The organism is Streptomyces sp. NBC_01012 (assembly GCF_045162755.1).
GTDB lineage: Bacteria > Actinomycetota > Actinomycetes > Streptomycetales > Streptomycetaceae > Streptomyces.
In genome coordinates this window covers 6,465,089-6,485,662 of the sequence record NZ_CP108688.1, presented here as the reverse complement: position 1 = coordinate 6,485,662, position 20,574 = coordinate 6,465,089, and the positions used below count along the sequence as shown (strand labels likewise).

Here is a 20,574-nt window from a genome sequence, read left to right as displayed (position 1 = left end):
GTCTCGCTTCAGGGCGCCACGCTGCTGCCCACGCCGCCGCTCGTGGCGTCGCCGATCGGGCGGATGCCCTCGGTGATGGTGTCCATGAGGGAGAGCGGCAGCGCGTCCTGGCCTGCGTCGAAGGCGAAGCGCACGATCACCGGTGTCTCGCTGCCCACCGCGGAGGGGAAGACGAGCGACTCCACGTATCCGCCGGGGCCCTTGCCCGTGGTGACCTGGCGGCGCACCAGGTATCCGCTGCGCCCCGCCACGGTCACCGACCTGGACGCCAGGTCCTTGTGGAAGGTGATGCCTCCGTGGATGAGGTCGCCCACGGTGTCCTCCTCGTAGGCGTGGTCGGCCGCCGTCCCGATGTCGTCCTCGGCCAGCGCCTTCATGTCCGTGAGGTCGGTGCCGTTCGCCGTGTGGACCGTGACGGTGCCGTGGTAGCAGAAGCTTCCCGAGTCGCCGGGGCAGGCGTAGGAGCCGACGGTACGCATCGTGGGGTCGCCCTCGATGGTGTCCTCCGGCTTCTCCCAGCCGTCGGGAACCGGGAGGGTGACCCCGTTGAGCTGATCGACCAGCACCGTGGGGTCGTCCTCCGAGTCCTCCGGATCGTCCGGGTCCGCGGAGGACCCGGAGGACCCGGAGGACTTCGGGTCCGCCGCGCCCGCGGTGGACGGCGCGCTGCTGCCGGTCCCGGACCCTGGCGGTGTGTCGTCGCCGTCCCCGCCCAGCATCAGGAACCCCGTGACGGCGACGGCCACGACGACCAGGCCCGCGACCGTCATGACGACGGTCCGCGCGCTGGTACCCGTGGTACCCGCCGAGCCGTGCGCGGCCTGCGGCTGGAGCCCCGACGGCTGGGTGACGGCGGTCGGGCGGGCGTGGCCGGTCCAGGCCGTGCCGTCCCACCAGCGCTCGGTGCCGGGTGTGTTCACGTCCGGGTACCAGCCGGGCGGAGTGGCGTTGCTCATGCCCTCACTCTAGAGAGGCCAGGTCCAGCGGGGTCACGTACGCCCCGGAGATGCCGCCGTCGACGAGGAAGTCGGTGGCGTTGACGAACGAGGAGTCGTCGCTCGCCAGGAAGGCGACGGCGGCGGCGATCTCCGTCGCCTCGGCGAACCGGCCGGGCGGGATGTGGACGAGCCGGCGGGCGGCGCGCTCCGGATCCGCGGCGAACAGCTCCTGGAGCAGCGGGGTGTTGACCGGGCCCGGGCACAGGGCGTTGACGCGGATCCCCTCGCGGGCGAACTGCACACCGAGTTCGCGGGACAGCGCGAGGACACCGCCCTTGGACGCGGTGTACGAGATCTGGGAGGTCGCGGCGCCCATCCTGGCCACGAAGGACGCGGTGTTGATGATCGAGCCGCGCCCCTGGCTCCGCATGTAGGGCAGGGCGGCCTTGCAGCAGAGGTAGACGGAGGTGAGGTTGACGTCCTGGACGCGCTTCCAGGCCTCCAGCCCCGTCGTGAGGATGGAGTCGTCGTCGGGCGGCGAGATGCCGGCGTTGTTGAAGGCGATGTCGACGGAGCCGTAGGTGTCGTGCGCGGCGGCGAAGAGCGCCTCGACCTGGTCCGGGTCGGTGACGTCGACCGGTACGAAGGCGCCCGCCACCTCCTTCGCCGCGGCCATGCCCGCGCGCTCGTCGATGTCGCCGCAGACGACGCGCGCTCCTTCCGATGCCAGTCGGCGCGCGGCGGCGAGGCCGATGCCGCTGCCCGCCCCGGTGATGACGGCGGTGCGGCCGGTCAGCCGGCGGCAGACGTTCCCGGATTCGGTGGTCGTACCGGTGGTCGTGCCAGTTGTCGTCTCGGTGGTCATGTCTGTTCAGGCCTCCGTGCCGATGAAGACGTTCTTGGTCTCGGTGAAGGCCGCGAGGGCGTCGGGCCCCAGTTCACGGCCGAGTCCGGACTGTTTGTACCCGCCGAACGGGGTCCAGTAGCGGACGGCCGAGTGGGAGTTGACGGACAGGTTCCCGGCTCTGACCGCCCGGGAGACCCGCAGGGCGCGGCCCACGTCACGGGTCCAGACCGAGCCTGCCAGTCCGTGCTCGGTGGCGTCGGCGAGCCGGACGGCGTCGTCCTCGTCGTCGAAGGGCAGGACGACGGCGACCGGGCCGAAGACCTCTTCGGTGGCGACAGGGGCGTCGGGGGCTGTGCCGGTGAGGACGGTCGGGGGGAACCAGAAGCCGGGTCCTGCGGGCGCGCTGCCCCTGATGCCGTCGGCGCCCTCGGGGACGAATCCGCATACGCGCTCCAGCTGGGCCCTGGAGATCAGGGGCCCCATCTGTGTCCTCTCGTCCGACGGGTCGCCCACGACGACGGAGGAGACAGCCGGGGCCAGGAGTTCGAGGAAGCGGTCGTACACGGAGCGCTGGACCAGGATGCGGGTGCGCGCACAGCAGTCCTGGCCCGCGTTGTCCAGGAAGGACATGGGCGCCGATGTCGCGGCGGCCTCGACGTCGGCGTCGGCGAAGACGATGTTGGGGCTCTTGCCGCCGAGTTCGAGGGTCAGCCGTTTCACCCGGTCCGCGCACCCGGCCATGATCCGCTTGCCGACCCGGGCGGAACCGGTGAAGACGATCTTGGCCACGTCGGGATGCCGGACCAGTGCGTCACCCGTCACGTCACCCGCGCCCGGCAGCACCTGGAAGAGGTGTTCGGGCAGGCCGGCGTCCAGGGCGATCCTGGCCAGCTGGAGTGTGGTGAGCGGGGTGGTCTCGGCGGGTTTGAGGAGGACGGCGTTGCCGGCGGCGAGGGCGGGGGCCGCGCCCCAGGCGGCGACCGGCATCGGAAAGTTCCACGGGGCGATCACCCCGACGACACCCAGGGGTTCGAGGAACGTGAGGTCGACGCCGCCGGGTACCGGGACCTGGCGCCCCGTCAGGCGTTCCACTCCCCCGGCCGCGTAGTCCAGCAGGTCCCTGACGTTGGCCGCCTCCCAGCGGGCGTTGCCCAGGGTGTGTCCCGCTTCGGTGACTTCGAGCAGGGCGAGCCGTTCGGCGTGTTCGTCGACCAGGACGGCGAAGCGGCGCAGCAGCCGGGCGCGGTCGGCGGGGGCCAGGGCGGCCCAGGTCCGCTGGGCCGCGGCGGCGCGGATGACGGCGGTGTCGACATCGGCCACCGAGGTGGCGGGGACGGTGGCGACGAGCTCTTCGGTCGCCGGGTTCAGGACGCGGTGTTCATGGATCACGGGGTGCCTCACAGGCGTTCGAAGGAGCGGCGGAGCTCCCAGTCGGTCACCGCGGCGTCGAAGGCCTCCAGTTCGACGCGGGCCGTGTTGCGGTAGTGCGCGACGACGTCGTCGCCGAAGGCCTCCCGGGCGAGCTCGCTGTTCTCCCAGCAGGCGGCGGCTTCCCGGAGTGTGGTGGGGACCTGGTCGTATCCGGCGGTGTAGGCGTTGCCCTCGCAGGGCTCGGGGAGTTCAAGCTCCCGCTCGATGCCGTGGAGCCCTGCGGCGACGAGGCCGGCGACCGCCAGGTACGGGTTGACGTCACCGCCGGGCAGCCGGTTCTCGAAGCGCAGCGAGCGGCCGTGTCCGACGACGCGCAGCGCGCAGGTGCGGTTGTCGCGGCCCCAGGCGACGGCGGTCGGGGCGAAGGATCCTGGCTGGAAACGCTTGTAGGAGTTGATGTTCGGCGCGTACAGCAGGGAGAAGTCGCGCAGGGCGGCGAGCTGGCCCGCGAGGAAGTGCCGCATCACGGGGGACATCGCACCGTCGGCGCCGGCCATGACGCTGCGCCCGTCGGCGTCCTGGAGCGAGAGGTGGATGTGGCAGGAGTTGCCCTCGCGCTCGTTGAACTTGGCCATGAAGGTGAGCGCGAAGCCTTCCTGGGCGGCGATCTCCTTGGAGCCGGTCTTGTAGACGGCGTGCTGGTCGCAGGTGACGAGCGCCTCGTCGTAGCGGAAGACGATCTCGTGCTGGCCGGGATTGCACTCGCCCTTGGCCGATTCGACGGTGAGCCCTGCGCCCGCCATCTCGTTGCGGATGCGGCGCAGCAGGGGTTCGATGCGGCCGGTGCCGAGGACGGAGTAGTCGATGTTGTACTGGTTGGCCGGGGTGAGGCCGCGGTAGTTGCGGTCCCAGGCCTGCTCGTAGGTGTCCTTGAAGACGATGAATTCGAGCTCGGTGCCGACGTGGGCGGTCAGTCCGTGGGCGGCGAGCCGCTCCAGCTGCCGTCGCAGGATCTGGCGGGGCGCGGCGACGACCGGTGTCCCGTCCTCCCAGGCGAGGTCGGCCATGACCAGGGCGGTCGCCTCGTGCCAGGGGATGCGGCGCAGGGTCGTGAGGTCGGGGCGCATCGCGAAGTCGCCGTAGCCGTTGGACCAGGAGGACATGGCGAATCCGTCGACGGTGTTCATGTCCGTGTCGACGGCGAGCAGGTAGTTGCAGCCCTCCGTGCCGTGTTCCAGGACCTCGTCGAGGAAGAAGGACGCCGCGAACCGTTTGCCCTGGAGCCTGCCCTGCATGTCGGTGAAGGCGAGGACGACGGTGTCGATCTCGCCCCGCTCCACGAGCAGGCGCAGCTCGTCGGTCCCGAGCGGGGGTTGTCGGTCTGCCACGGGATACTCCTCGTTCGGTCAGCCGGTCGGACGCCCTAAGGTATGGGAGAAGACCATTGGGGGGAAGGGAATCGGGACGTGGCGGAAGAGACGGGGGAATCCGGGTCCTTCGACGGGCCGCTGCCCGGGCTGCGGCCCGTCCGGGCGGGCAACGGTTTCGAGGAGGCGCTGGAGCAGATCCTCCAGGTGGTCAGGCTCGGCCTGGTGCCGGACGGCGGACGGCTGCCCGCGGAACGCGAGCTGGCCGGGCTGCTCGGCATCAGCCGGGTGACCTTGCGCGATGTGCTGCGGGTCCTCCAGGACCAGGGCCTGATCGAGGCCAGACGCGGCCGGTACGGCGGTACGTTCGTGCTCCCCCGCGTCCGTCCGGCCGACGGCGACGAGCTGCGCCGCCGGGTGGCGGACGTCGACATCGAGGACGTCCTGCTCTTCCGCGAGGTCCTGGAGTCGGGTGCGGCCGGGCTCTGCGCGTCGCGCGGACTCGACGGCGGAAGGGCGGACCGGCTGCGTAGGGCTCTGGCGGCGACACACGAGGCACCTCTGCCCGACTACCGCAGGATCGACACCCTTTTCCACCTCACGCTCGCCGAGCTCTCCGGCTCCCCCTCGCTCGCCGCCGGGTACGCGACCGTGCGCGCGGGCGTCAACGACCTGCTGGACTGCATCCCCCTGCTGGTGCGGAACCTCGAACACTCGCAGGCCCAGCACACGGCCCTCGTCGCCGCGGTACTCGACGGCGACGAGGACGGCGCACGGGCGGTGATGCGCGAGCACTGCGCGGGGACGGCCGCGCTGCTCCGGGGCTTCCTGGCTTGAACCCGCCCTTCCGGATCACCGCTCTTGCGCGAAGGACCGGGACGAACAAAGGTATGCCGCAACACCATTGCACCGGGCCGGCCCGCAGACCGGCCGCCGGAGGGACCGCACCATGCACGAACCGCTCATCGGCGTGACGACCTATCTGGAGCCGGCGGCTCGCTGGGGCGTCTGGGAACTCCCCGCGGCGGTACTCCCCTCCGCCTATCCCGCGCTGGTCCAGCGCTCCGGCGCACTCGCCGCGCTCCTGCCGCCGGACGACCCGGCGAGGGCGAGGGCCGCCGTGGCGCGACTGGACGGTCTCGTGATCGCGGGCGGTGCCGATGTCGATCCCGGGCTGTACGGCGCGGAGCGCGACTTCAGGACGGGCCCGCCCGCGCACGCACGCGACACCTGGGAGGTCGCCCTGCTGCGCGCAGCGGCGGAGGCCGGCACCCCGGTCCTCGGGATCTGCCGGGGCATGCAGCTGCTCAATGTGGCGCTCGGCGGCACGCTGACCCAGCATCTGGACGGGCACACGGGCCCGTTCGGCAAGGCGGGGGTGCTCGGCGAGCACCCGGTGACGCCGGTCCCCGGGACGCTGTACGCCTCGCTCGTGCCCGAGGAGGCGTCCGTACCCACCTACCACCACCAGGCCGTGGACCGGCTCGCGCCGGGTCTGACGGCCTCCGCGCACGCGGCGGACGGCACCGTGGAGGCGATCGAGCTGCCGGGCGCCCGGTGGGTGCTCGGGGTCCAGTGGCACCCCGAGATGGGCGACGACCTGCGCATCATGCGGGCCCTGGTGGCGGCGGCCAGGGCCGGGACCGCGGTGCCCTCGGCCTGAGGTTCCCTCACCCCGACCGCTCAGCGCTCGGGGCCGGGCCGTCCCGGAGTCCCGCCCGGCGCGCGGGCGGTCAGCGAGAGCAGGTCCCGGGCGGGTCCGGTGGGCCGGTGGCCCGCGGGCCAGACCGCGCGCAGCTGCCGGCGCAGCCTGACGCCCGCCACCGGGACCTTGACCAGGCGGCGCGCGGACAGCTCCTCCCCCAGCGCGAGTTCGCTCAGCACGCAGGGTCCGGCGCCGCTCTCCGCCGCCCCCTTCACCGCGGTGGTCGAGGAGAGTTCGAGCAGGGGGCGCGCGAGTCCGCCGTGCACGGCGAGCGCGGCGTCCAGCACCTGGCGGGTGCCCGAGCCGTGTTCCCGCAGGATCAGGGGCGCCCCGGCGAGCTCCCCCGGGGTCAGCGTGGCCCGGCGCGCCCACGGGTGGGACGGGGCGACCACGACGACCAGCCGGTCGTGCGCGATGACGGTGCCGTCGAGCCCTTCCGGTATCGAGAGTCCCTCGACGAAGCCCAGATCCGCCTCGCCGGCCAGCAGCCGCAGGGCGACCGCCGCCGAGTTCCCCGCGAGCAGGGACACGGCGGTCCCCGGGCGCTCGGCCCGCAGGGCGATCAGCCAGCCGGGCAGCAGATACTCCGCGATGGTCATGCTCGCGGCCACCCGCAGCCGGGAGTCGCGCCGGTCCCGCAGCGCCTGGGCCCCCACGTCGAACGCCTCGGCCGCCTCGACGACCCTGCGCGCCCAGTCGGTGACGAGGACGCCCGCGTCGGTCAGCCGGGATCCGCGCGGCGAGCGGTCAAGAAGTGCGACGCCGAGCTGCCGCTCCATCGACCGGATGCGGCCGGACGCTGCGGGCTGGCTGATGCCGACGTCCCGGGCCGCCCGCCCCAGGCTCCCGCGCCGTGCGACGGCGAGCAGCAGCACCATGGCTCCCAGGTCGGGAACCCGGTGGGGCAGGGCGGAGTGGGGGGTAATCTGACCGGACATAAGGCCAGCCTATGACCTCATAGCCCCGCGCTTCCTGGTGGGCGGCGCCCGGCCCGCCGAGAATCGTGGCATGGCCATCTTTTCGCAGACCAGCACCGGGTCCCCGGCCCTCCGTCCCCCCGCCCTCCGCCTCCCGTCCCTGCGGCATCTGGGCCCCAACTGGTACGCGACGGTGATGGGTACCGCCATCGTCGCGACCGCCGGGGCCGCCCTGCCCGTGGAGGTGCCGGGTCTGCGGACCGGTCTGGTCGCGGTGTGGGCGCTGTCCGCCCTGCTCCTGGTGCTCGTGCTGACGGCCCGCGCCGGGCACTGGGTCCTGCACCGGGACCAGGGCCTGGCCCACCTCGGCGATCCCGCCGTCGCCCCGTTCCACGGCTGTATGTCCATGGCGCTGCTCGCGGTCGGCACGGGCACCCTGGTGGTGGGCAGGGACGTCATCGGGCATCCGGCCGCCGTCGTCGTGGACGTGCTGCTGTTCACGGCGGGCACGGCCACCGCCCTCGGCGCCGCCGTGGCGATCCCGTACCTCATGGTCGTACGCCACCGTCCCGACCCGGGCACCGCGTCGCCGGTCTGGCTGCTGCCGCTGGTGGCCCCGATGGTCTCGGCCGCGGTCGGACCGCTGCTGGTGCCGGAGCTGTCGCCCGGCCAGGGGCGTGAGGCGCTGCTGCTTGCCTGTTACGCGATGTTCGGGCTGTCCCTGCTCGCGACCCTGATGGTCCTTCCGCTGGTCTTCGCACGCCTGGTCCACCAGGGCCCGCTGCCGCTCGCGCTGACCCCGACGCTGTTCCTGGTGCTCGGGCCGCTGGGCCAGTCCACGACCGCCGTCAACCAGCTGGCCGACATGGCGCCCGGCGCGGTCGCGGCTCCGTACGCCTCGGCGCTCGGCGCGTTCGCCGTCCTGTACGGGGTGCCGGTGATGGGCTTCGCCCTGCTGTGGCTGGCCCTGTCAGCGGCGCTGGTGGTGCGCGCGATGCGGCGCGGCATGGGATTCACGATGACCTGGTGGGGGTTCACCTTCCCGGTCGGTACGTGTGTGACCGGCGCGGCGGGTCTTGCCAGGCACACAGGGCTTGACGCGTACACCTGGCTGGCCGTGGCGCTCTACGCCCTGCTGGTGACGGCCTGGGCGGTGGCCGGCGTACGGACGCTGGGCGGGCTGTTCAGCGGAGTGCTGCTCGCAGCGCCCCGGCCGCCTCGGCCAGCGACGGTCCGTACCACGTGAGGTGACGCCCGTCGACGAGCGCCGCGGTCAGGGCGGGGAAGGCCTCCGGGCCGTCGTCGGCGGTGAAGCGGTACGGCTCGTCGGGCAGGACGACGAGCTCGGCGCCGGACGCGTTCAGCTCGTCGAGCGGGACGCGGGGGTAGCGCTCGGGGTGGCCCGCGTAGACGTTGCGCACCCCGAGACGGGCCAGCAGGTCACCTGCGAAGGTGTCGCGGCCCAGCACCATCCAGGGCTTGCGCCAGACCGGCACGATCGCGGGCCGCGGGGCCGGTGCGGGCGGCAGCGCGGCCCAGGCGGCCTCGGCCTCCTCAAGCCACGGCGGCCGGGACAGCCCGCAGGCGGTGAGGACCCGTTCCAGTTCCACGAAGGCCTGGTCGAGGGTGCGTACCTCGGTGACCAGGACGTTCAGCCCGGCCGCCCGCAGTGCGGCCAGGTCGGGCTCCCGGTTCTCCTCCTCGTTGGCGATGACGAGGTCGGGGCGCAGGGCCGCCACGGCGGCGGTGTCGGGGTTCTTCGTGCCGCCGATCCGGGCGGCCGTGAGGTCCGTGGGACGGGTGCACCAGTCGGTGACGCCGACGAGCAGACCGGGAGCGGTGACGGCGACGGCCTCGGTGAGCGAGGGGACGAGCGAGACGACACGCATGGGCACCCCTGCTCCCCAGGTCAGCGGCGCGAGTCGTAGGTCGCGTCGATGTGCTCGGCGACCGAGACGACCAGCAGCCGGGTGTCCGGCACGGTCGCCCGCCACCGGTGACGGACCCCGCCGGAGAGGAAGAGCGTGTCGCCCCGGCCCAACCGGTGGGCCCGGCCCTCGGCCTCGACCTCGACGGCGCCCTCCACGACGTACATCACCTCGTCGTTGCGGTGCTGGAACTCGCGCCCGAGGTCCGGCTCGCCCACGAACTCCAGCGCGCTGAGCTGGTGCCGCCCGCGCACCAGCCTGCGTACGCCGTCCTCGTCGTCCGCCCGCACGACGTCCACCGCGCGTGCCGAGTCCGCGGCGGCCCGCAGCCGCTCGGTCGTGGTCTCCAGCGCATCCGCCACCCGGTCCAGGGACCGGGGACTGGGTCTGGCTCGTTCGTTCTCGATCTGGCTGAGGAACGGTACGGACAGTCCGCTGCGCCCGGCCACCGCGGCCAGGGTGAGTCCGAGGGATCTGCGGCGTCGGCGGACCGCCGCACCCACTCGAAGGGCTTCCTTGTCGTCCATGTCCGGCTCCCTCCCCGGATCGCCATCCTCCCGGTTGCCAGCACCCTACGCATGTCGTTTACGCGGACGGAGAGCAATCCGGCGGACCGGGGCCGGACGAGGGACCTCCGCGGACTCCCCCGACCAGCCTGAAGGGGACGGCTCCGGTTCGCTACCGGGGCCGTCCCCTTCAGTGTGGCGGGGTGCGTGGATCAGCCGGCGACAGGCGCCATCTTCTCCACCACGTCCGGGTTGGCGTCCATCCAGCGGCGGGCGGACTCCTTCTCCTTGCCGGCGCCGCCCTTCTGGAGCTCCACCTCGAGCGAGGCGAGCTGCGCCTCACTGAGCTTGAAGTCCTTCAGCCAGCCGGTCAGCTCCGGGAAGTCCTTGGCGAAGTCCTTCTTGGCGACCGTGTGGATCTGCTCGCCCTTGCCCCAGGCACCCTTCGGGTCCTTGAGCTTCTTCAGGTCGTTCGCACCGTAGGCCCAGTGCGGCGACCACAGGGTCACCACGACCGGCTCCTTCTTCTTGATCGACCGGTTCAGCTCGGCGAGCATCGACGAGGTGCTGGAGGAGACCACCTCGTACTCACCTTCGAGGCCGTACTCCTTGAGCACCTTCTTGTTGAGGGTGCCCATCATCCCGGCGCTCGACTCGATGCCGATGATCTTGCCGTTGAACTTCTTGCCCTGGCCCTTGAGGTCGGCCAGCGAGTCGATGCCCTTGACGTACGACGGGACCGTCAGCTCCAGCGAGGTGGGCCCGTACCAGGAACCCAGATCGGTGAGGTTGTCCTTGTACTTGTCCCAGTAGTCCTTGTGCGTCGTCGGTAGCCAGGAGTCGAACTGGACGTCCAGCTGTCCCTGCGCGAGACCCGTGTACAGCGGGCCGGGGTCGAGCTGCTTGACCGTCGTCTTGTATCCACGGTCCTCCAGCACGTTCTGCCAGAGGTAGGTGGAGGCGATGGCCTCGTCCCACGGGAAGTAACCCAGGTTGACGGTCTTGCCCGCGTCCTTGCCGTCCTTCTGCGAACCGCCGGGCAGCGGGGCGAGCTGGTCGACGAGGCCCGGGTTCTGCTTCAGCCAGCTGCGGACGCCGTCCTGCTCCTTGCCCTGGCCCGCCTTCTGGATCTCGTTCTCCAGGCTCGTGAGCTGCTTCTCGGTGAGCTTGAAGTTCTTGAGCCAGTCCGCGACCGCGGGTGCCTTCTTCGCGAAGCCCTTGTGGGCCACGGTGTGCACGTCCTCGCCCTTGCCCCAGGCACCCTTCGGGTCCTTGAGCTTCTTGAGGTCGTGCGCGCCGTAGGCCCAGTGCGGCGACCACAGGGTCACCACGACGGGCTCCTTCTTCTTGATGGAGGCGTTCAGCTCGGCGAGCATCGACGAGGTGCTGGAGGAGACGACCTTGTACTCGCCCTCCAGGCCGTACTCCTTGAGCACCTTCTTGTTGAGGGTGCCCATCATCCCGGCGCTGGCCTCGATGCCGATGATCTTGCCGTTGAACTTCTTGCCCTGACCCTTGAGGTCGGCCAGCGAGTCGATGCCCTTGACGTACGAGGGGACCGTCAGCTCCAGCGAGGTCGGGCCGTACCACGAACCCAGGTCGTCCAGGTCGTCGCTGTACTTGTCCCAGTAGTCCTTGTGCGTGGTCGGCAGCCAGGCATCCGTCTGGAAGTCGATGTCACCGCGGGCGACACCGGAGTAGAGCGGACCGGCGTCGAGCTGGGTGACCCCGGCCTCGTAGCCGCGCTGCTCCAGGATCTCCTTCCACAGGAAGGTGGAGGCGATGCCCTCGTCCCAGGGGATGTAGCCCAGGTTGATCTTCTGGCCGTTGCCGACGTTGGAGCTGTCGGCCTGTGAGGCCTTCGAGTCGCTGGAACCGGCGATGTTGAGGCCGCCCGCGATGAGCGCGAGTACGACGATCCCGGTCATCGCGATGGCGGTTCCCGGCTTGTAGTGCGTGAACTTCAGGCGCCGCGCACCGGCGGCGACCTTGGCGGCGGCGCGGCGGCCGAGCGGGGAGACCCGCTCGTTGAGCGCACCGGTCATCCGGTCCAGGTACATGGCGAGGATGACGACGGCGATCCCGCTCTCGGCGGCGAGGCCGACCTGGAGCTGGGTGATCGCGGCGTAGACCTTCTCGCCGAGGCCGCCGGCGCCGGCCATGCCGCCGATGACGACCATCGACAGGGCGAGCATGATGACCTGGTTGATCCCGGCCATGATCGTCGGCAGGGCGAGCGGCAGCTGCACCCGGGTGAGGGTGTCCTTGGGCGTCGTACCGAAGGCCTCGGCCGCCTCCACCAACTCGCCGTCGACCTGGCGGATACCGAGCTCGGTCATACGGACGCCGGGCGGCATCGCGAAGACGATGGTGGCGATCACACCCGGGGTGACACCGACGCCGAAGAACATGACGCCGGGGATCAGGTAGACGAACGCCGGCATCGTCTGCATGACGTCGAGCACCGGCCGCAGCGTGGCGCTGACACGGCTGTTGCGGGCCGCCCAGATACCGGTGGGCACCGCGATCACGATGGTGATGACCGCGGCCACGATGACCAGCGAGAGGGTCCCCATCGCCTCGTCCCAGAGGGCGAGGGAGTCGATGAGCGCGAAGCCCACGAAGGTGAGCACCGCGGGAATCACTCCACGCAGCCAGAACGCCAGGACCGCGAAGATCCCGGCCATCAGCAACGGCTCGCCGCCACCCAGCACGGCGTTGACGCCGTCATACATCCCGCCGAGCACGGTCTTGATGAAGTCGAAGATCCAGGTGAGGTTCGACTGGAGCCAGTCGACCGCGTCCTCGACCCACGAGCCGAAGGTGAACCTAGGCACCGGCGATCACCTTCTTGACCTCACCCGGGGCCGGAACCTGGTGGTCCACCTGAGGTTCCTCGCCGAGCGCGGCCAGCAGCCTGGTGCGCTGGACGACGCCGATGACACCGCCGTCCTCACCGGTGACGGCGACGGCCGCACCGCTGGTGGAGCAGGGTGCGAAGAGCTCCGCTATGGGAGTCTCGGACGACACCGTCGCGGGCGCCTCGGCCAGCAGGTCCTTGTGGGAGCGGCCCTTCTCGGGCGCCTCCATGATCGAACCGGCGGTGAGCACCCGGGAGCGGTCGACGTCCTGGATGAAGGAGGCGACGTAGTCGTTGGACGGCCGTACGAGGATGTCCTCGGCGGTGCCCTGCTGGACGATCTCGCCGTCCCGCATCACGGCGATACGGTCGCCGAGGCGCATGGCCTCGTTGAGGTCGTGGGTGATGAAGACGATGGTCTTCTTCAGGCGCTTCTGCAGTTCCAGGAGCTGGTCCTGCATGTCGCGCCGGATCAGCGGGTCGAGCGCGCTGAAGGACTCGTCCATCAGGAGCAGGTCGGCGTCGGTGGCGAGCGCGCGGGCCAGGCCCACACGCTGCTGCATGCCGCCGGACAGCTCGTCGGGCCAGGACTTCTCCCAGCCGGCGAGGCCGGTCATCTCCAGCGCCTCGGCGGCGCGCGCCTCCCGTGCGACCCGCGGGACGCCCTGGACCTCCAGGCCGTACGCCGCGTTCTCCAGGACGCTCCTGTGGGGGAAGAGCGCAAAGTGCTGGAAGACCATGCTGATCTTGGTCGAGCGCACATCACGCAGGTCACGGGGGCTCAGAGCGGTCAGGTCCTGGCCGTCGAACAGCACGCTGCCGGCGGTCGGCTCCAACAGGCCGTTGAGCATCCGCAGCAACGTGGACTTCCCCGAACCGGAGAGTCCCATCACGACGAAGATCTGCCCCGGTTCCACGGTGAACGAGGCGTCGATCACCGCTGCGGTCGTTCCGTCGGCGCGCAGCTCGTCGCGGTGGATACCGCTCTCGAGCTTCTGCACGGCTTGATCGGGTCGTCTGCCGAACACTTTGTACAGGTGCTCAGCTTGCAGCCTTGACACATACACCTCACGCGTTGAACCGAAAACGGTCTGCCAAGCCCCCTGCGGCAGACCGTGGAGCGGTGCGGATTCGGTCCGCAGAGCACGCGCATCAAGTTGAAAAATGGACGTGGTCCGCTCCGATGCCGCGCCTGCCCCCGCTCACGCGACCCAAACACACGTGTGATTTAGATCACTCGAAAGAAAACGCTGTCGCGGGAACCCGTCACCGCGTCAGGCCCGGCTGTCGGAGGCGTGCGGCATGATCGGAGTGTGACCCGACGCCTGATGCTCCTCGACACCGCCTCCCTCTACTTCCGCGCGTATTTCGGCGTCCCCGACTCGGTGCGCGCGCCCGACGGCACCCCGGTCAACGCCGTGCGCGGGCTGCTCGACTTCATCGCCAGGCTGGTGCAGGACCACCGGCCCGACGACCTGGTCGCCTGCATGGACGCGGACTGGCGTCCGCAGTGGCGGGTCGATCTGATCCCGACCTACAAGGCGCACCGGGTGGCCGTCGAGACCCCCGGGGGCGTCCCGGACGAGGAGGAGGTCCCCGACACCCTCTCCCCGCAGGTCCCGGTGATCGAGGCCGTGCTGGACGCCCTGGGGATCGCCCGCGTCGGCGTCGCGGGGTACGAGGCGGACGACGTGATCGGCACCCTGGCCGGCCGGGCCGCGGGACCGGTGGACATCGTGACCGGGGACCGCGATCTGTATCAGCTGGTCGACGACGCCCGCGGGGTGCGGGTGCTCTACCCGCTGAAGGGCGTGGGGACCCTCCAGGTGACGGACGAGGCCTGGCTCCGCGAGAAGTACGGCGTGGACGGCGGCGGATACGTCGATCTGGCCCTGCTGCGCGGCGATCCGAGCGACGGACTTCCGGGTGTGCCCGGTATCGGCGAGAAGACGGCGGCGAAGCTGCTGGACACCTTCGGCGACCTCGCGGGCATCATGGCGGCGGTGGACGACCCCGCCGCCCCGCTGACCCCGTCGCGGCGCAAGCGGCTCGACGAGGCCCGGGACTACGTGGCGGTGGCCCCGAAGGTCGTCCGTGTCGCCGACGACGTGCCCCTGCCCGACTTCACCCCCGCGCTCCCCCGCGAACCACGTGACCCCGCCGCCCTGGAGTCCCTTGCGGCACAGTGGGGTCTGGGGAACGCGCTCCAGCGCCTGCTCGTCACACTCCAGGCATGAGGTGCTAGCTTAGGTAAACCTAAGTTTGTAGTTCCTCGCATAGGTCCAGAGCAGGGAGAACCTCGTGGCAGAGCGGCCGCAACGCCGGACACCGAAGGCGCAGGGGGCGCAGGTTCTGCGCACCGAGCAGATCACCCCGCACATGGTGCGCGTGATCCTCGGTGGCGACGGCCTGGCCGACTTCACCCTCGGGGAGTACACGGACCACTACGTCAAGCTGTGCTTCGCCCCGGAGGGCGCGGACTACAGCCACCCCTTCGACATGGCGGCGATCCGCGAGGAGTACCCGCGCGAGCTGTGGCCCACCACCCGGACGTACACCGTGCGCTCCTGGGATCCCGACACCCGTGAGCTCGCGATCGATTTCGTGGTGCACGGCGACGAGGGCCTGGCGGGCCCCTGGGCGGCGCGTGCACAGCGCGGCGACCAGGTGACCTTCCTCGGCCCCGGCGGCGGTTACGTCCCGGAGGCCTCGGCCGACTGGCATCTGCTGGTGGGCGACGAGAGCGCCCTGCCCGCCATCGCGGCGTCGCTGGAGCAGCTCCCGGCGGGCGCGACGGCGCATGTCTTCGTCGAGGTGCCGGACGCCTCGGAGGAGCAGAAGCTCGCGTCGCCGGACGGCGTCTCGGTGACCTGGCTGCACCGCGGCGACGCCCCGGTGGGCGAGGGGCTCGTCACCGCGGTGACCGGCCTGGAGTTCCCCGAGGGCCAGGTGCAGGCCTTCGTCCACGGCGAGGCGGGCTTCGTCAAGGAGATCAGGCGCCACCTCCGCCTGGAGCGCGGCATCCCGCTCCAGCAGCTGTCGATCTCGGGCTACTGGCGTCTCGGCAAGGACGACGACGCCTGGCGCGCGGTCAAGCGCGAGTGGAACGAGCAGGTGGAGCGCGAGCAGGAGAGCGCCGCGTAGCGCCCCTCCCCCGCGTCATTCGAACCCGGTCGCCGCCCCTGACGGCGACCGGGTTCTCGCATGTGCGGCACAGCATGTGAGGGAGAGGGTGTGCGGGTGGGCCGGGCGGGCAGGCGGATCCGCGCGGTGTCCGACCAATCCTCCGGGCCACCGGCTCCGAATCACCAAGGAAACCGATGCGTGCTCCGGGAGGACCGTCCGCGTGAGAGAAGCCGTACACATCAGTGGGGTCCCTTCGTCGGGCCCCGGCCTGCAGGAGCTGCTCGGCCAGGTCGCCCGTGGGGACCAGGAGGCCTTCACCCAGGTGTACGACCAGGTCAGCGGGCCGGTCCTCGGGCTGGTGCGCAGTGTGCTCCGTGACCCGGCCCAGTCCGAGGAGGTCGCCCAGGAGGTCCTGGTCGAGCTGTGGCGCACCGCGCCCCGCTACCAGGCGTCCCGGGGCAGCGCCATGAACTGGGTGCTGACGCTCGCCCACCACCGCGCGGTGGACCGGGTCAGGTCGGCCGAGGCGACCGCGGCACGGGAGCACAGGGCCGCGCTGCTCGACCGCACCCCGGAGTTCGACGAGGTGTCCGAGCAGGTCGAGAGCCGGCTGGAGAGAGAGCAGGTCCGGCGCTGTCTGCGGACGCTCTCCGAACTCCAGCGGGAGTCCGTGACGCTGGCCTACTACCGCGGGCTGACCTACCGCGAGGTCGGCGAGCTGTTGTCCGTACCACTGGGAACCATCAAGACGCGGCTGCGCGACGGGCTCATCCGGCTGCGCGACTGCCTGGGGGTGGGCGTATGAGCACGGCCGAGCTGCACACACTGACCGGGGCCTACGCCCTGCACGCGCTGCCCGAGGACGAGCGCATCGCCTTCGAGCGGCATCTGGGTGCCTGCGAGGCGTGCGCCCAGGAGGTGCGCGAGCTGTCCGCCACCGCCGCCAGGCTGGGGCTCGCCGTGTCCACCACCCCGCCGCCCGCGCTCCGGGAACGGGTACTGCGCGACATCGCGACCGTACGGCAGGAGCCGCCGTCGCGTGCGCGCGGCGCCCGCTCCGGCGCCTCGGTCGGGCGGTCCCGCCGCTGGTCGGCGTACGCACTGGCGGCCTGCGTCGCCGCCGCTGCCGCTCTCGGCGGGGTCGCGGTGTGGCAGAACCGGCTCGCGCAGGACGCCAGGCAGGAGACCGCCAGGGCCGAACAGCACAACGAGCAGGTGGCGCGGGTGCTGACCGCCTCGGACGCGGCGACCAGCGCGGCGGACCTCGGGGACGGCGCGCGGGGCACGGTGGTGGTCTCGCAGAGCGTGAACCGGGCGGTGTTCCTGGCATCAGGCCTGGCACAGCCGCCCGGCGGCAAGGTGTACCAGCTGTGGTTCGACGACGGCGACACCATGCGTGCGGCCGGACTGCTGAACCCGTCCGCAACGGATGACGCGGTCCTGCTCGACGGGCCGGTGGACCGGGCGTCCGGCATGGGCATCACCGTCGAACCGGCCGGCGGATCGGCACAGCCGACCTCGGATCCGGTGGCCCTGATGACGTTCGAGGACGCCTGAGGTCCCGGCAGCGGGGAAACGCGGGGGGACATGTCGCGTGTCCCCCCGCGTTTCAGCGTCGGCGGGGCGGGCGCGGGAAGAAGCCGCTGGTGCGGGCCCGGTAGTCCGCGTATCCCGGCCGTCCGGCCATGTGCCGCTCCAGCAGCGCCTTTCCGCTGCCCCTGGTCAGCAGGAAGCTCATGACGACGGGGGACACGAGGGTCGCGGCGGCGACCGCGGGGTCCACGCAGACGATGAGGAACAGCCCCCACCAGACGCAGAAGTCCCCGAAGTAGTTGGGGTGCCGGGTCCAGGACCACAGGCCACGGTCCATGATCCGCCCCCGGTTCGCGGGATCGGCCTTGAACCGCGCGAGCTGGCTGTCCCCCAGCGCCTCGAAGCCCAGCCCCACCGCCCAGAGCGCGGTCCCGGCCCTGGCCCACCCGTCGAGCGGGCCAGGCAGATGTGAGGCCGCCTGCACGGGCAGGGAGACCAGCCAGACGAGCGCCCCCTGGAGGAGGTACACCGTGCGCAGCGCGTACAGGCCGGGATGGCCGGGCGCCTTGGCCAGCAGGGCCTCGTAGCGCGGGTCCTCGCCGTGGCCCCGGCCCCGGCGGCCGATGTGCACGGCCAGCCGCAGGCCCCAGACGACGGTGAGCACGGTGACCAGGGCCCTGCGTCCGTCGTCGCCCTCGCCGTCGGACAGCGCGTACGCGACGAGGGCGACCGCCGCGAAGCCGAGTCCCCACGCCACGTCGACGATCCGGTGCAGGCCCCTGCGCAGGGCGATCAGGAACGTCACGAGCATGACGCCGAGTGCGGCGCCCGCCGTCACCGGCAGGCTCCGCGCGAACTCCGCCCAGTCGAAGCCGCTCACCCGGAGTACCAGCCGTGCCGGGTGGTGGCCGGGCCCGACGAGCCGTCGGCGTCGGGGCGCACCGCGAGGATCTGGTCGACGCCCATGCGCCGCTCCTCGAAGGCGAGTGCGCCGCCCACCAGGTAGAGGCGCCACACCCGGGCCGTCTCCTCGCCCACCAGCGCCACGAACTCCGGCAGGCGCTCCTCCAGGGTGCGGTGCCAGGCCTCGACGGTCAGGACGTAGTGCTCGCGCAACGACTCGACGTCACGCACTTCGAGTCCCGCGCCCTCCAGCAGGCCCACGGTCTCGCCGAGCGGACGCATGTGCATGTCGGGGGCGATGTAGGACTCGATGAACGCGCCACCGCCGGGTGCGGTCGTGCCGCGCGACATCTGCTGGACCAGGGCCCGGCCGCGCGGCCTGAGCACGGAGTGGAGCAGCGCGGTGAAGGCCGGGTACTGCGCGTCGCCGACGTGCTCGCCCATCTCGACGGTGGAGACGGCGTCGTACCCGCCCCGGAAACCGGGCAGAGCTGCGACGTCGCGGTAGTCGCAGCAGTGCACATCGACGAGATCCTGGAGGCCCCGCGCCTCCACCTGCCCCCGCACATGGGCGGCTTGTTCGGCGGCGAGGGTGACGGCGGTGACCCGGACCCCGTGCCGGGCCGCCGCGTGCAGGGTCAGGGATCCCCAGCCGCAGCCGATGTCGAGGAGGCGTGCGCCGGCTGTCAGCGCCAGCTTGCGGCAGATGAGTTCGAGCTTGTCGCGCTGCGCGTCGGCCGGTCCGTAGTCGGGCCCGGCGCCGGTCCAGTAGCCGCAGGAGTACGCCATGGTCTCGTCGAGCAGCAGCGAGTAGAAGGCGTTGGACAGGTCGTAGTGGTGGCTGATGGCGGCCCGGTCGCGCGCCCTGCTGTGCGGCGCGCCGCGAAGTCCGGCGCGGGCCGCGGGAGTCGGTGGGCGGGGCCCGATCGCACCGAGGCGCAGTGCGGTGCCCGCCGCCCGCAGCCGGTCGGCGAGGCCGGGGTGGGGCAGCCGCTGTCCCGGTCCCCGGCGCAGCGCGCGGAGCCCGGCCGCCAGGTCGTCGGCGATGTCGATGTCGCCGGTGATGTAGGCCTCGGCAAGGCCGAGTTCGCCGGGCTGCCACAGGAGCCGGCGCAGCGCCCTGCGGGAGCGCACCTCCACCGTGGGGGCGCCTTCGGGACCGGTCTCGCTGCCGTCCCACATCCTGATCCTGACCGGCGGCGGCCCGCCGGTGAACCGCTCGATGAGGGGTGCGATCAGCTGCGCCGCTCCGTTCCGCGGGGTCTCGGTCATGGTCTTCACGCGGTGTCCTCACGGGTCAGGAGCATCTGCTGCACATCGAGATAGCCGGACCTGAAGCCGGCCTCGGAGTAGGCGAGATAGAAGGTCCACATGCGGCGGAAGACCGCGTCGAAGCCGAGCGCGTCGACCTCGTCGGCACGTTCCGTGAAGCGCTCACGCCACAGGCGCAGGGTTTCGGCGTAGTGCGCGCCGAAGCTGTCGCGCCGTGCCGTGCGGAGCGAGGTGCGGGAGGTGGTGACGCGCTCCACGGCCTCGGTGGAGGGCAGCAGTCCGCCGGGGAAGATGTACTTGTGGATCCAGGTGTACGTGCCGCGGCTGGCCAGCATCCGGTCGTCGGGCATCGTGATCGCCTGGAGGGCGATCCTCCCGCCGGGGGCCAGGCAGCGCTCCAGGGTCCGGAAGTACTCCGGCCAGAACTCCTCCCCGACCGCCTCGATCATCTCGACGCTGACGACCGCGTCGTACTCCCCGGTGACGTCCCGGTAGTCGCTGAGCCGGACGTCGACCCGGTCCGCGTGGCCCGCTTCGCGGATCCGGGCCCTGGCCAGCTCCCGCTGTTCCCCGGAGAGGGTCAGGGTGGTGACCCGAGCGCCGCGCGCCGCCGCTCGTACGGCGAGTTCGCCCCAGCCGGTGCCGATCTCCAGCAGCTCGGTGCCGTCGCCCACACCGGCCAGGTCGAGGAGCCGGTCGATCTTGCGGTGCTGTGCGGCGGCCAGCAGGTCGCGCTCGGCGGGGAAGCCGCGGAATACGGCGGCGGAGTACGTGAGTGTGTCGTCGAGGAAGAGCGCGAAGAGGTCGTTCGACAGGTCGTAGTGGTGGCTGATGTTGTCGCGGGCGCCCTCGGGGGTGTTGGTCTGCGCCGCGGGCTTCCGCGGGGCCCACAGGCTCCGCAGCCTCTGCAGCGGTGCGGGGACGAGGCCGGCCGCGTTGGACGCGAGGACGGTGAGGACGCCGACGAGGTCGGGAGAGTCCCACTCACCCGCCATGTAGGACTCGCCGAAGCCGATGAGCCCGCCGGCCCCGATCCGCCGGAAGAAGGCGTCGGGATCGCGGATCTCCATCAGGGGCCCGCCGAGCCCGATGCTTCGACGGCCGGCGAGGCTCACCCACAGCGGGAGCCGGGCGAGCGCGTGCCGTACGAGCCGCTCGGCCACCGCGGTCCTCGCCGCCGAGGCCCGTGGCAGCGCGGCCACATCGGGCCAGCGCCCGGGATCGGAGGTGGCGCGGGGTGCGGACGCGAGACCGCCCTGGCCCGGTACGCCGGTGCCTGTGCCGGCGGAGGCGGAGGCGGA

At 71.7% G+C, this 20,574-nt stretch carries 19 protein-coding genes; 7 read left to right on the top strand and 12 right to left on the bottom strand.

All coding sequences use genetic code 11. From position 1 onward, the window contains the following. Positions 1 to 8: 8 nt before the first annotated feature. From OG623_RS29205 to OG623_RS29190, 4 genes are read right to left on the bottom strand one after another with little or no spacing between them, the layout of a single operon-like run. Positions 9 to 956 carry a DUF2510 domain-containing protein gene (locus OG623_RS29205; protein ID WP_406150530.1) on the bottom strand — a complete coding sequence of 316 codons (948 nt, stop codon included), beginning with the start codon at positions 954 to 956 and terminating at the stop codon, positions 9 to 11. Positions 957 to 960: 4 nt separating this feature from the next. Further along, positions 961 to 1,803 (bottom strand): 3-oxoacyl-ACP reductase, encoded by an 843-nt coding sequence (locus OG623_RS29200; RefSeq protein ID WP_406150529.1) that lies wholly within the window; start codon positions 1,801 to 1,803, stop codon positions 961 to 963. Between the two features lie 6 nt (positions 1,804 to 1,809). Further along, positions 1,810 to 3,174, bottom strand: a complete 1,365-nt coding sequence (locus OG623_RS29195; RefSeq protein ID WP_406150528.1) for an aldehyde dehydrogenase family protein — start codon at positions 3,172 to 3,174, stop codon at positions 1,810 to 1,812. 8 nt (positions 3,175 to 3,182) lie between these two features. Further along, positions 3,183 to 4,544, bottom strand: a complete 1,362-nt coding sequence (locus OG623_RS29190) for a glutamine synthetase family protein (protein ID WP_406150527.1) — start codon at positions 4,542 to 4,544, stop codon at positions 3,183 to 3,185. A gap of 78 nt (positions 4,545 to 4,622) precedes the next feature. Here OG623_RS29190 and OG623_RS29185 point away from each other — a divergent pair, with 78 nt between their 5' ends. Together OG623_RS29185 and OG623_RS29180 are read left to right on the top strand one after the other, a co-directional pair. Further along, entirely contained in the window at positions 4,623 to 5,360 is a 738-nt protein-coding gene (locus tag OG623_RS29185) for a FadR/GntR family transcriptional regulator (RefSeq protein WP_406150525.1), read from the top strand. Between the two features lie 112 nt (positions 5,361 to 5,472). Continuing rightward, the gene (locus OG623_RS29180) at positions 5,473 to 6,186 is read left to right on the top strand and encodes a gamma-glutamyl-gamma-aminobutyrate hydrolase family protein (protein WP_406150524.1); all 714 of its coding nucleotides are present in this window, start codon (positions 5,473 to 5,475) and stop codon (positions 6,184 to 6,186) included. 20 nt (positions 6,187 to 6,206) lie between these two features. Here OG623_RS29180 and OG623_RS29175 read toward each other — a convergent pair whose 3' ends face one another. Beyond that, entirely contained in the window at positions 6,207 to 7,166 is a 960-nt protein-coding gene (locus tag OG623_RS29175) for a LysR family transcriptional regulator (protein WP_406150522.1), read from the bottom strand. 70 nt (positions 7,167 to 7,236) lie between these two features. Here OG623_RS29175 and OG623_RS29170 point away from each other — a divergent pair, with 70 nt between their 5' ends. After that, positions 7,237 to 8,391, top strand: a complete 1,155-nt coding sequence (locus tag OG623_RS29170; protein ID WP_406150521.1) for a TDT family transporter — start codon at positions 7,237 to 7,239, stop codon at positions 8,389 to 8,391. Here OG623_RS29170 and OG623_RS29165 read toward each other — a convergent pair. The 4 genes from OG623_RS29165 to OG623_RS29150 form a co-directional block, all read right to left on the bottom strand. Then, complete coding sequence (locus OG623_RS29165; protein ID WP_406152053.1) at positions 8,330 to 9,034, bottom strand: helical backbone metal receptor; 705 nt, start codon at positions 9,032 to 9,034, stop codon at positions 8,330 to 8,332. The genes OG623_RS29170 and OG623_RS29165 overlap by 62 nt on opposite strands. Before the next feature lie 20 nt (positions 9,035 to 9,054). Next, complete coding sequence (locus OG623_RS29160) at positions 9,055 to 9,600, bottom strand: helix-turn-helix domain-containing protein (protein ID WP_406150520.1); 546 nt, start codon at positions 9,598 to 9,600, stop codon at positions 9,055 to 9,057. Positions 9,601 to 9,791: 191 nt separating this feature from the next. Next, positions 9,792 to 12,416 carry an ABC transporter permease/substrate binding protein gene (locus OG623_RS29155; RefSeq protein WP_406150518.1) on the bottom strand — a complete coding sequence of 875 codons (2,625 nt, stop codon included), beginning with the start codon at positions 12,414 to 12,416 and terminating at the stop codon, positions 9,792 to 9,794. Continuing rightward, a complete protein-coding gene (locus OG623_RS29150; protein ID WP_406150517.1) occupies positions 12,409 to 13,500 on the bottom strand; it encodes a glycine betaine/L-proline ABC transporter ATP-binding protein in 1,092 nt (363 codons plus the stop codon). Before OG623_RS29150 ends, OG623_RS29155 begins: the two co-directional genes overlap by 8 nt. 267 nt (positions 13,501 to 13,767) lie before the next feature. Between OG623_RS29150 and OG623_RS29145 the strand changes: the two genes are divergently transcribed. From OG623_RS29145 to OG623_RS29130, 4 genes are all read left to right on the top strand, one after another. Beyond that, positions 13,768 to 14,676 (top strand): 5'-3' exonuclease H3TH domain-containing protein, encoded by a 909-nt coding sequence (locus OG623_RS29145; RefSeq protein ID WP_406152051.1) that lies wholly within the window; start codon positions 13,768 to 13,770, stop codon positions 14,674 to 14,676. A 64-nt stretch (positions 14,677 to 14,740) separates the two neighbouring features. Continuing rightward, positions 14,741 to 15,583 carry a siderophore-interacting protein gene (locus OG623_RS29140; RefSeq protein ID WP_406150516.1) on the top strand — a complete coding sequence of 281 codons (843 nt, stop codon included), beginning with the start codon at positions 14,741 to 14,743 and terminating at the stop codon, positions 15,581 to 15,583. Between the two features lie 202 nt (positions 15,584 to 15,785). Next, a complete protein-coding gene (locus tag OG623_RS29135; protein WP_406150515.1) occupies positions 15,786 to 16,370 on the top strand; it encodes a sigma-70 family RNA polymerase sigma factor in 585 nt (194 codons plus the stop codon). Beyond that, positions 16,367 to 17,122, top strand: a complete 756-nt coding sequence (locus tag OG623_RS29130; protein ID WP_406150513.1) for an anti-sigma factor domain-containing protein — start codon at positions 16,367 to 16,369, stop codon at positions 17,120 to 17,122. The genes OG623_RS29135 and OG623_RS29130 overlap by 4 nt, the downstream gene beginning before the upstream one ends. Before the next feature lie 52 nt (positions 17,123 to 17,174). On the opposite strand, the gene OG623_RS29125 is transcribed toward OG623_RS29130, so the two are convergent. The 3 genes from OG623_RS29125 to OG623_RS29115 are packed head-to-tail and all read right to left on the bottom strand — an operon-like array spanning position 17,175 to position 20,475. Next, entirely contained in the window at positions 17,175 to 17,978 is an 804-nt protein-coding gene (locus tag OG623_RS29125) for a DUF1295 domain-containing protein (protein WP_406150512.1), read from the bottom strand. Further along, positions 17,975 to 19,273, bottom strand: coding sequence for a class I SAM-dependent methyltransferase (locus OG623_RS29120; RefSeq protein WP_406152049.1), 1,299 nt, complete (start codon positions 19,271 to 19,273; stop codon positions 17,975 to 17,977). Before OG623_RS29120 ends, OG623_RS29125 begins: the two co-directional genes overlap by 4 nt. A gap of 5 nt (positions 19,274 to 19,278) precedes the next feature. After that, positions 19,279 to 20,475: a class I SAM-dependent methyltransferase gene (locus OG623_RS29115; protein WP_406152047.1), complete on the bottom strand. Its 1,197-nt coding sequence runs from the start codon at positions 20,473 to 20,475 to the stop codon at positions 19,279 to 19,281. Between the last annotated feature and the right edge of the window lie 99 nt (positions 20,476 to 20,574).

What these genes read in the sequence shown, in the direction of transcription:
- OG623_RS29120 (WP_406152049.1), bottom strand. Translation starts at nt 19,273, where the DNA reads ATGACCGAGACCCCGCGGAACGGAGCGGCGCAGCTGATCGCACCCCTC.
- OG623_RS29175 (WP_406150522.1), bottom strand. Translation starts at nt 7,166, where the DNA reads ATGTCCGGTCAGATTACCCCCCACTCCGCCCTGCCCCACCGGGTTCCC.
- OG623_RS29165 (WP_406152053.1), bottom strand. Translation starts at nt 9,034, where the DNA reads ATGCGTGTCGTCTCGCTCGTCCCCTCGCTCACCGAGGCCGTCGCCGTC.
- OG623_RS29145 (WP_406152051.1), top strand. Translation starts at nt 13,768, where the DNA reads ATGCTCCTCGACACCGCCTCCCTCTACTTCCGCGCGTATTTCGGCGTC.
- OG623_RS29130 (WP_406150513.1), top strand. Translation starts at nt 16,367, where the DNA reads ATGAGCACGGCCGAGCTGCACACACTGACCGGGGCCTACGCCCTGCAC.
- OG623_RS29205 (WP_406150530.1), bottom strand. Translation starts at nt 956, where the DNA reads ATGAGCAACGCCACTCCGCCCGGCTGGTACCCGGACGTGAACACACCC.
- OG623_RS29200 (WP_406150529.1), bottom strand. Translation starts at nt 1,803, where the DNA reads ATGACCACCGAGACGACAACTGGCACGACCACCGGTACGACCACCGAA.
- OG623_RS29180 (WP_406150524.1), top strand. Translation starts at nt 5,473, where the DNA reads ATGCACGAACCGCTCATCGGCGTGACGACCTATCTGGAGCCGGCGGCT.
- OG623_RS29170 (WP_406150521.1), top strand. Translation starts at nt 7,237, where the DNA reads ATGGCCATCTTTTCGCAGACCAGCACCGGGTCCCCGGCCCTCCGTCCC.
- OG623_RS29160 (WP_406150520.1), bottom strand. Translation starts at nt 9,600, where the DNA reads ATGGACGACAAGGAAGCCCTTCGAGTGGGTGCGGCGGTCCGCCGACGC.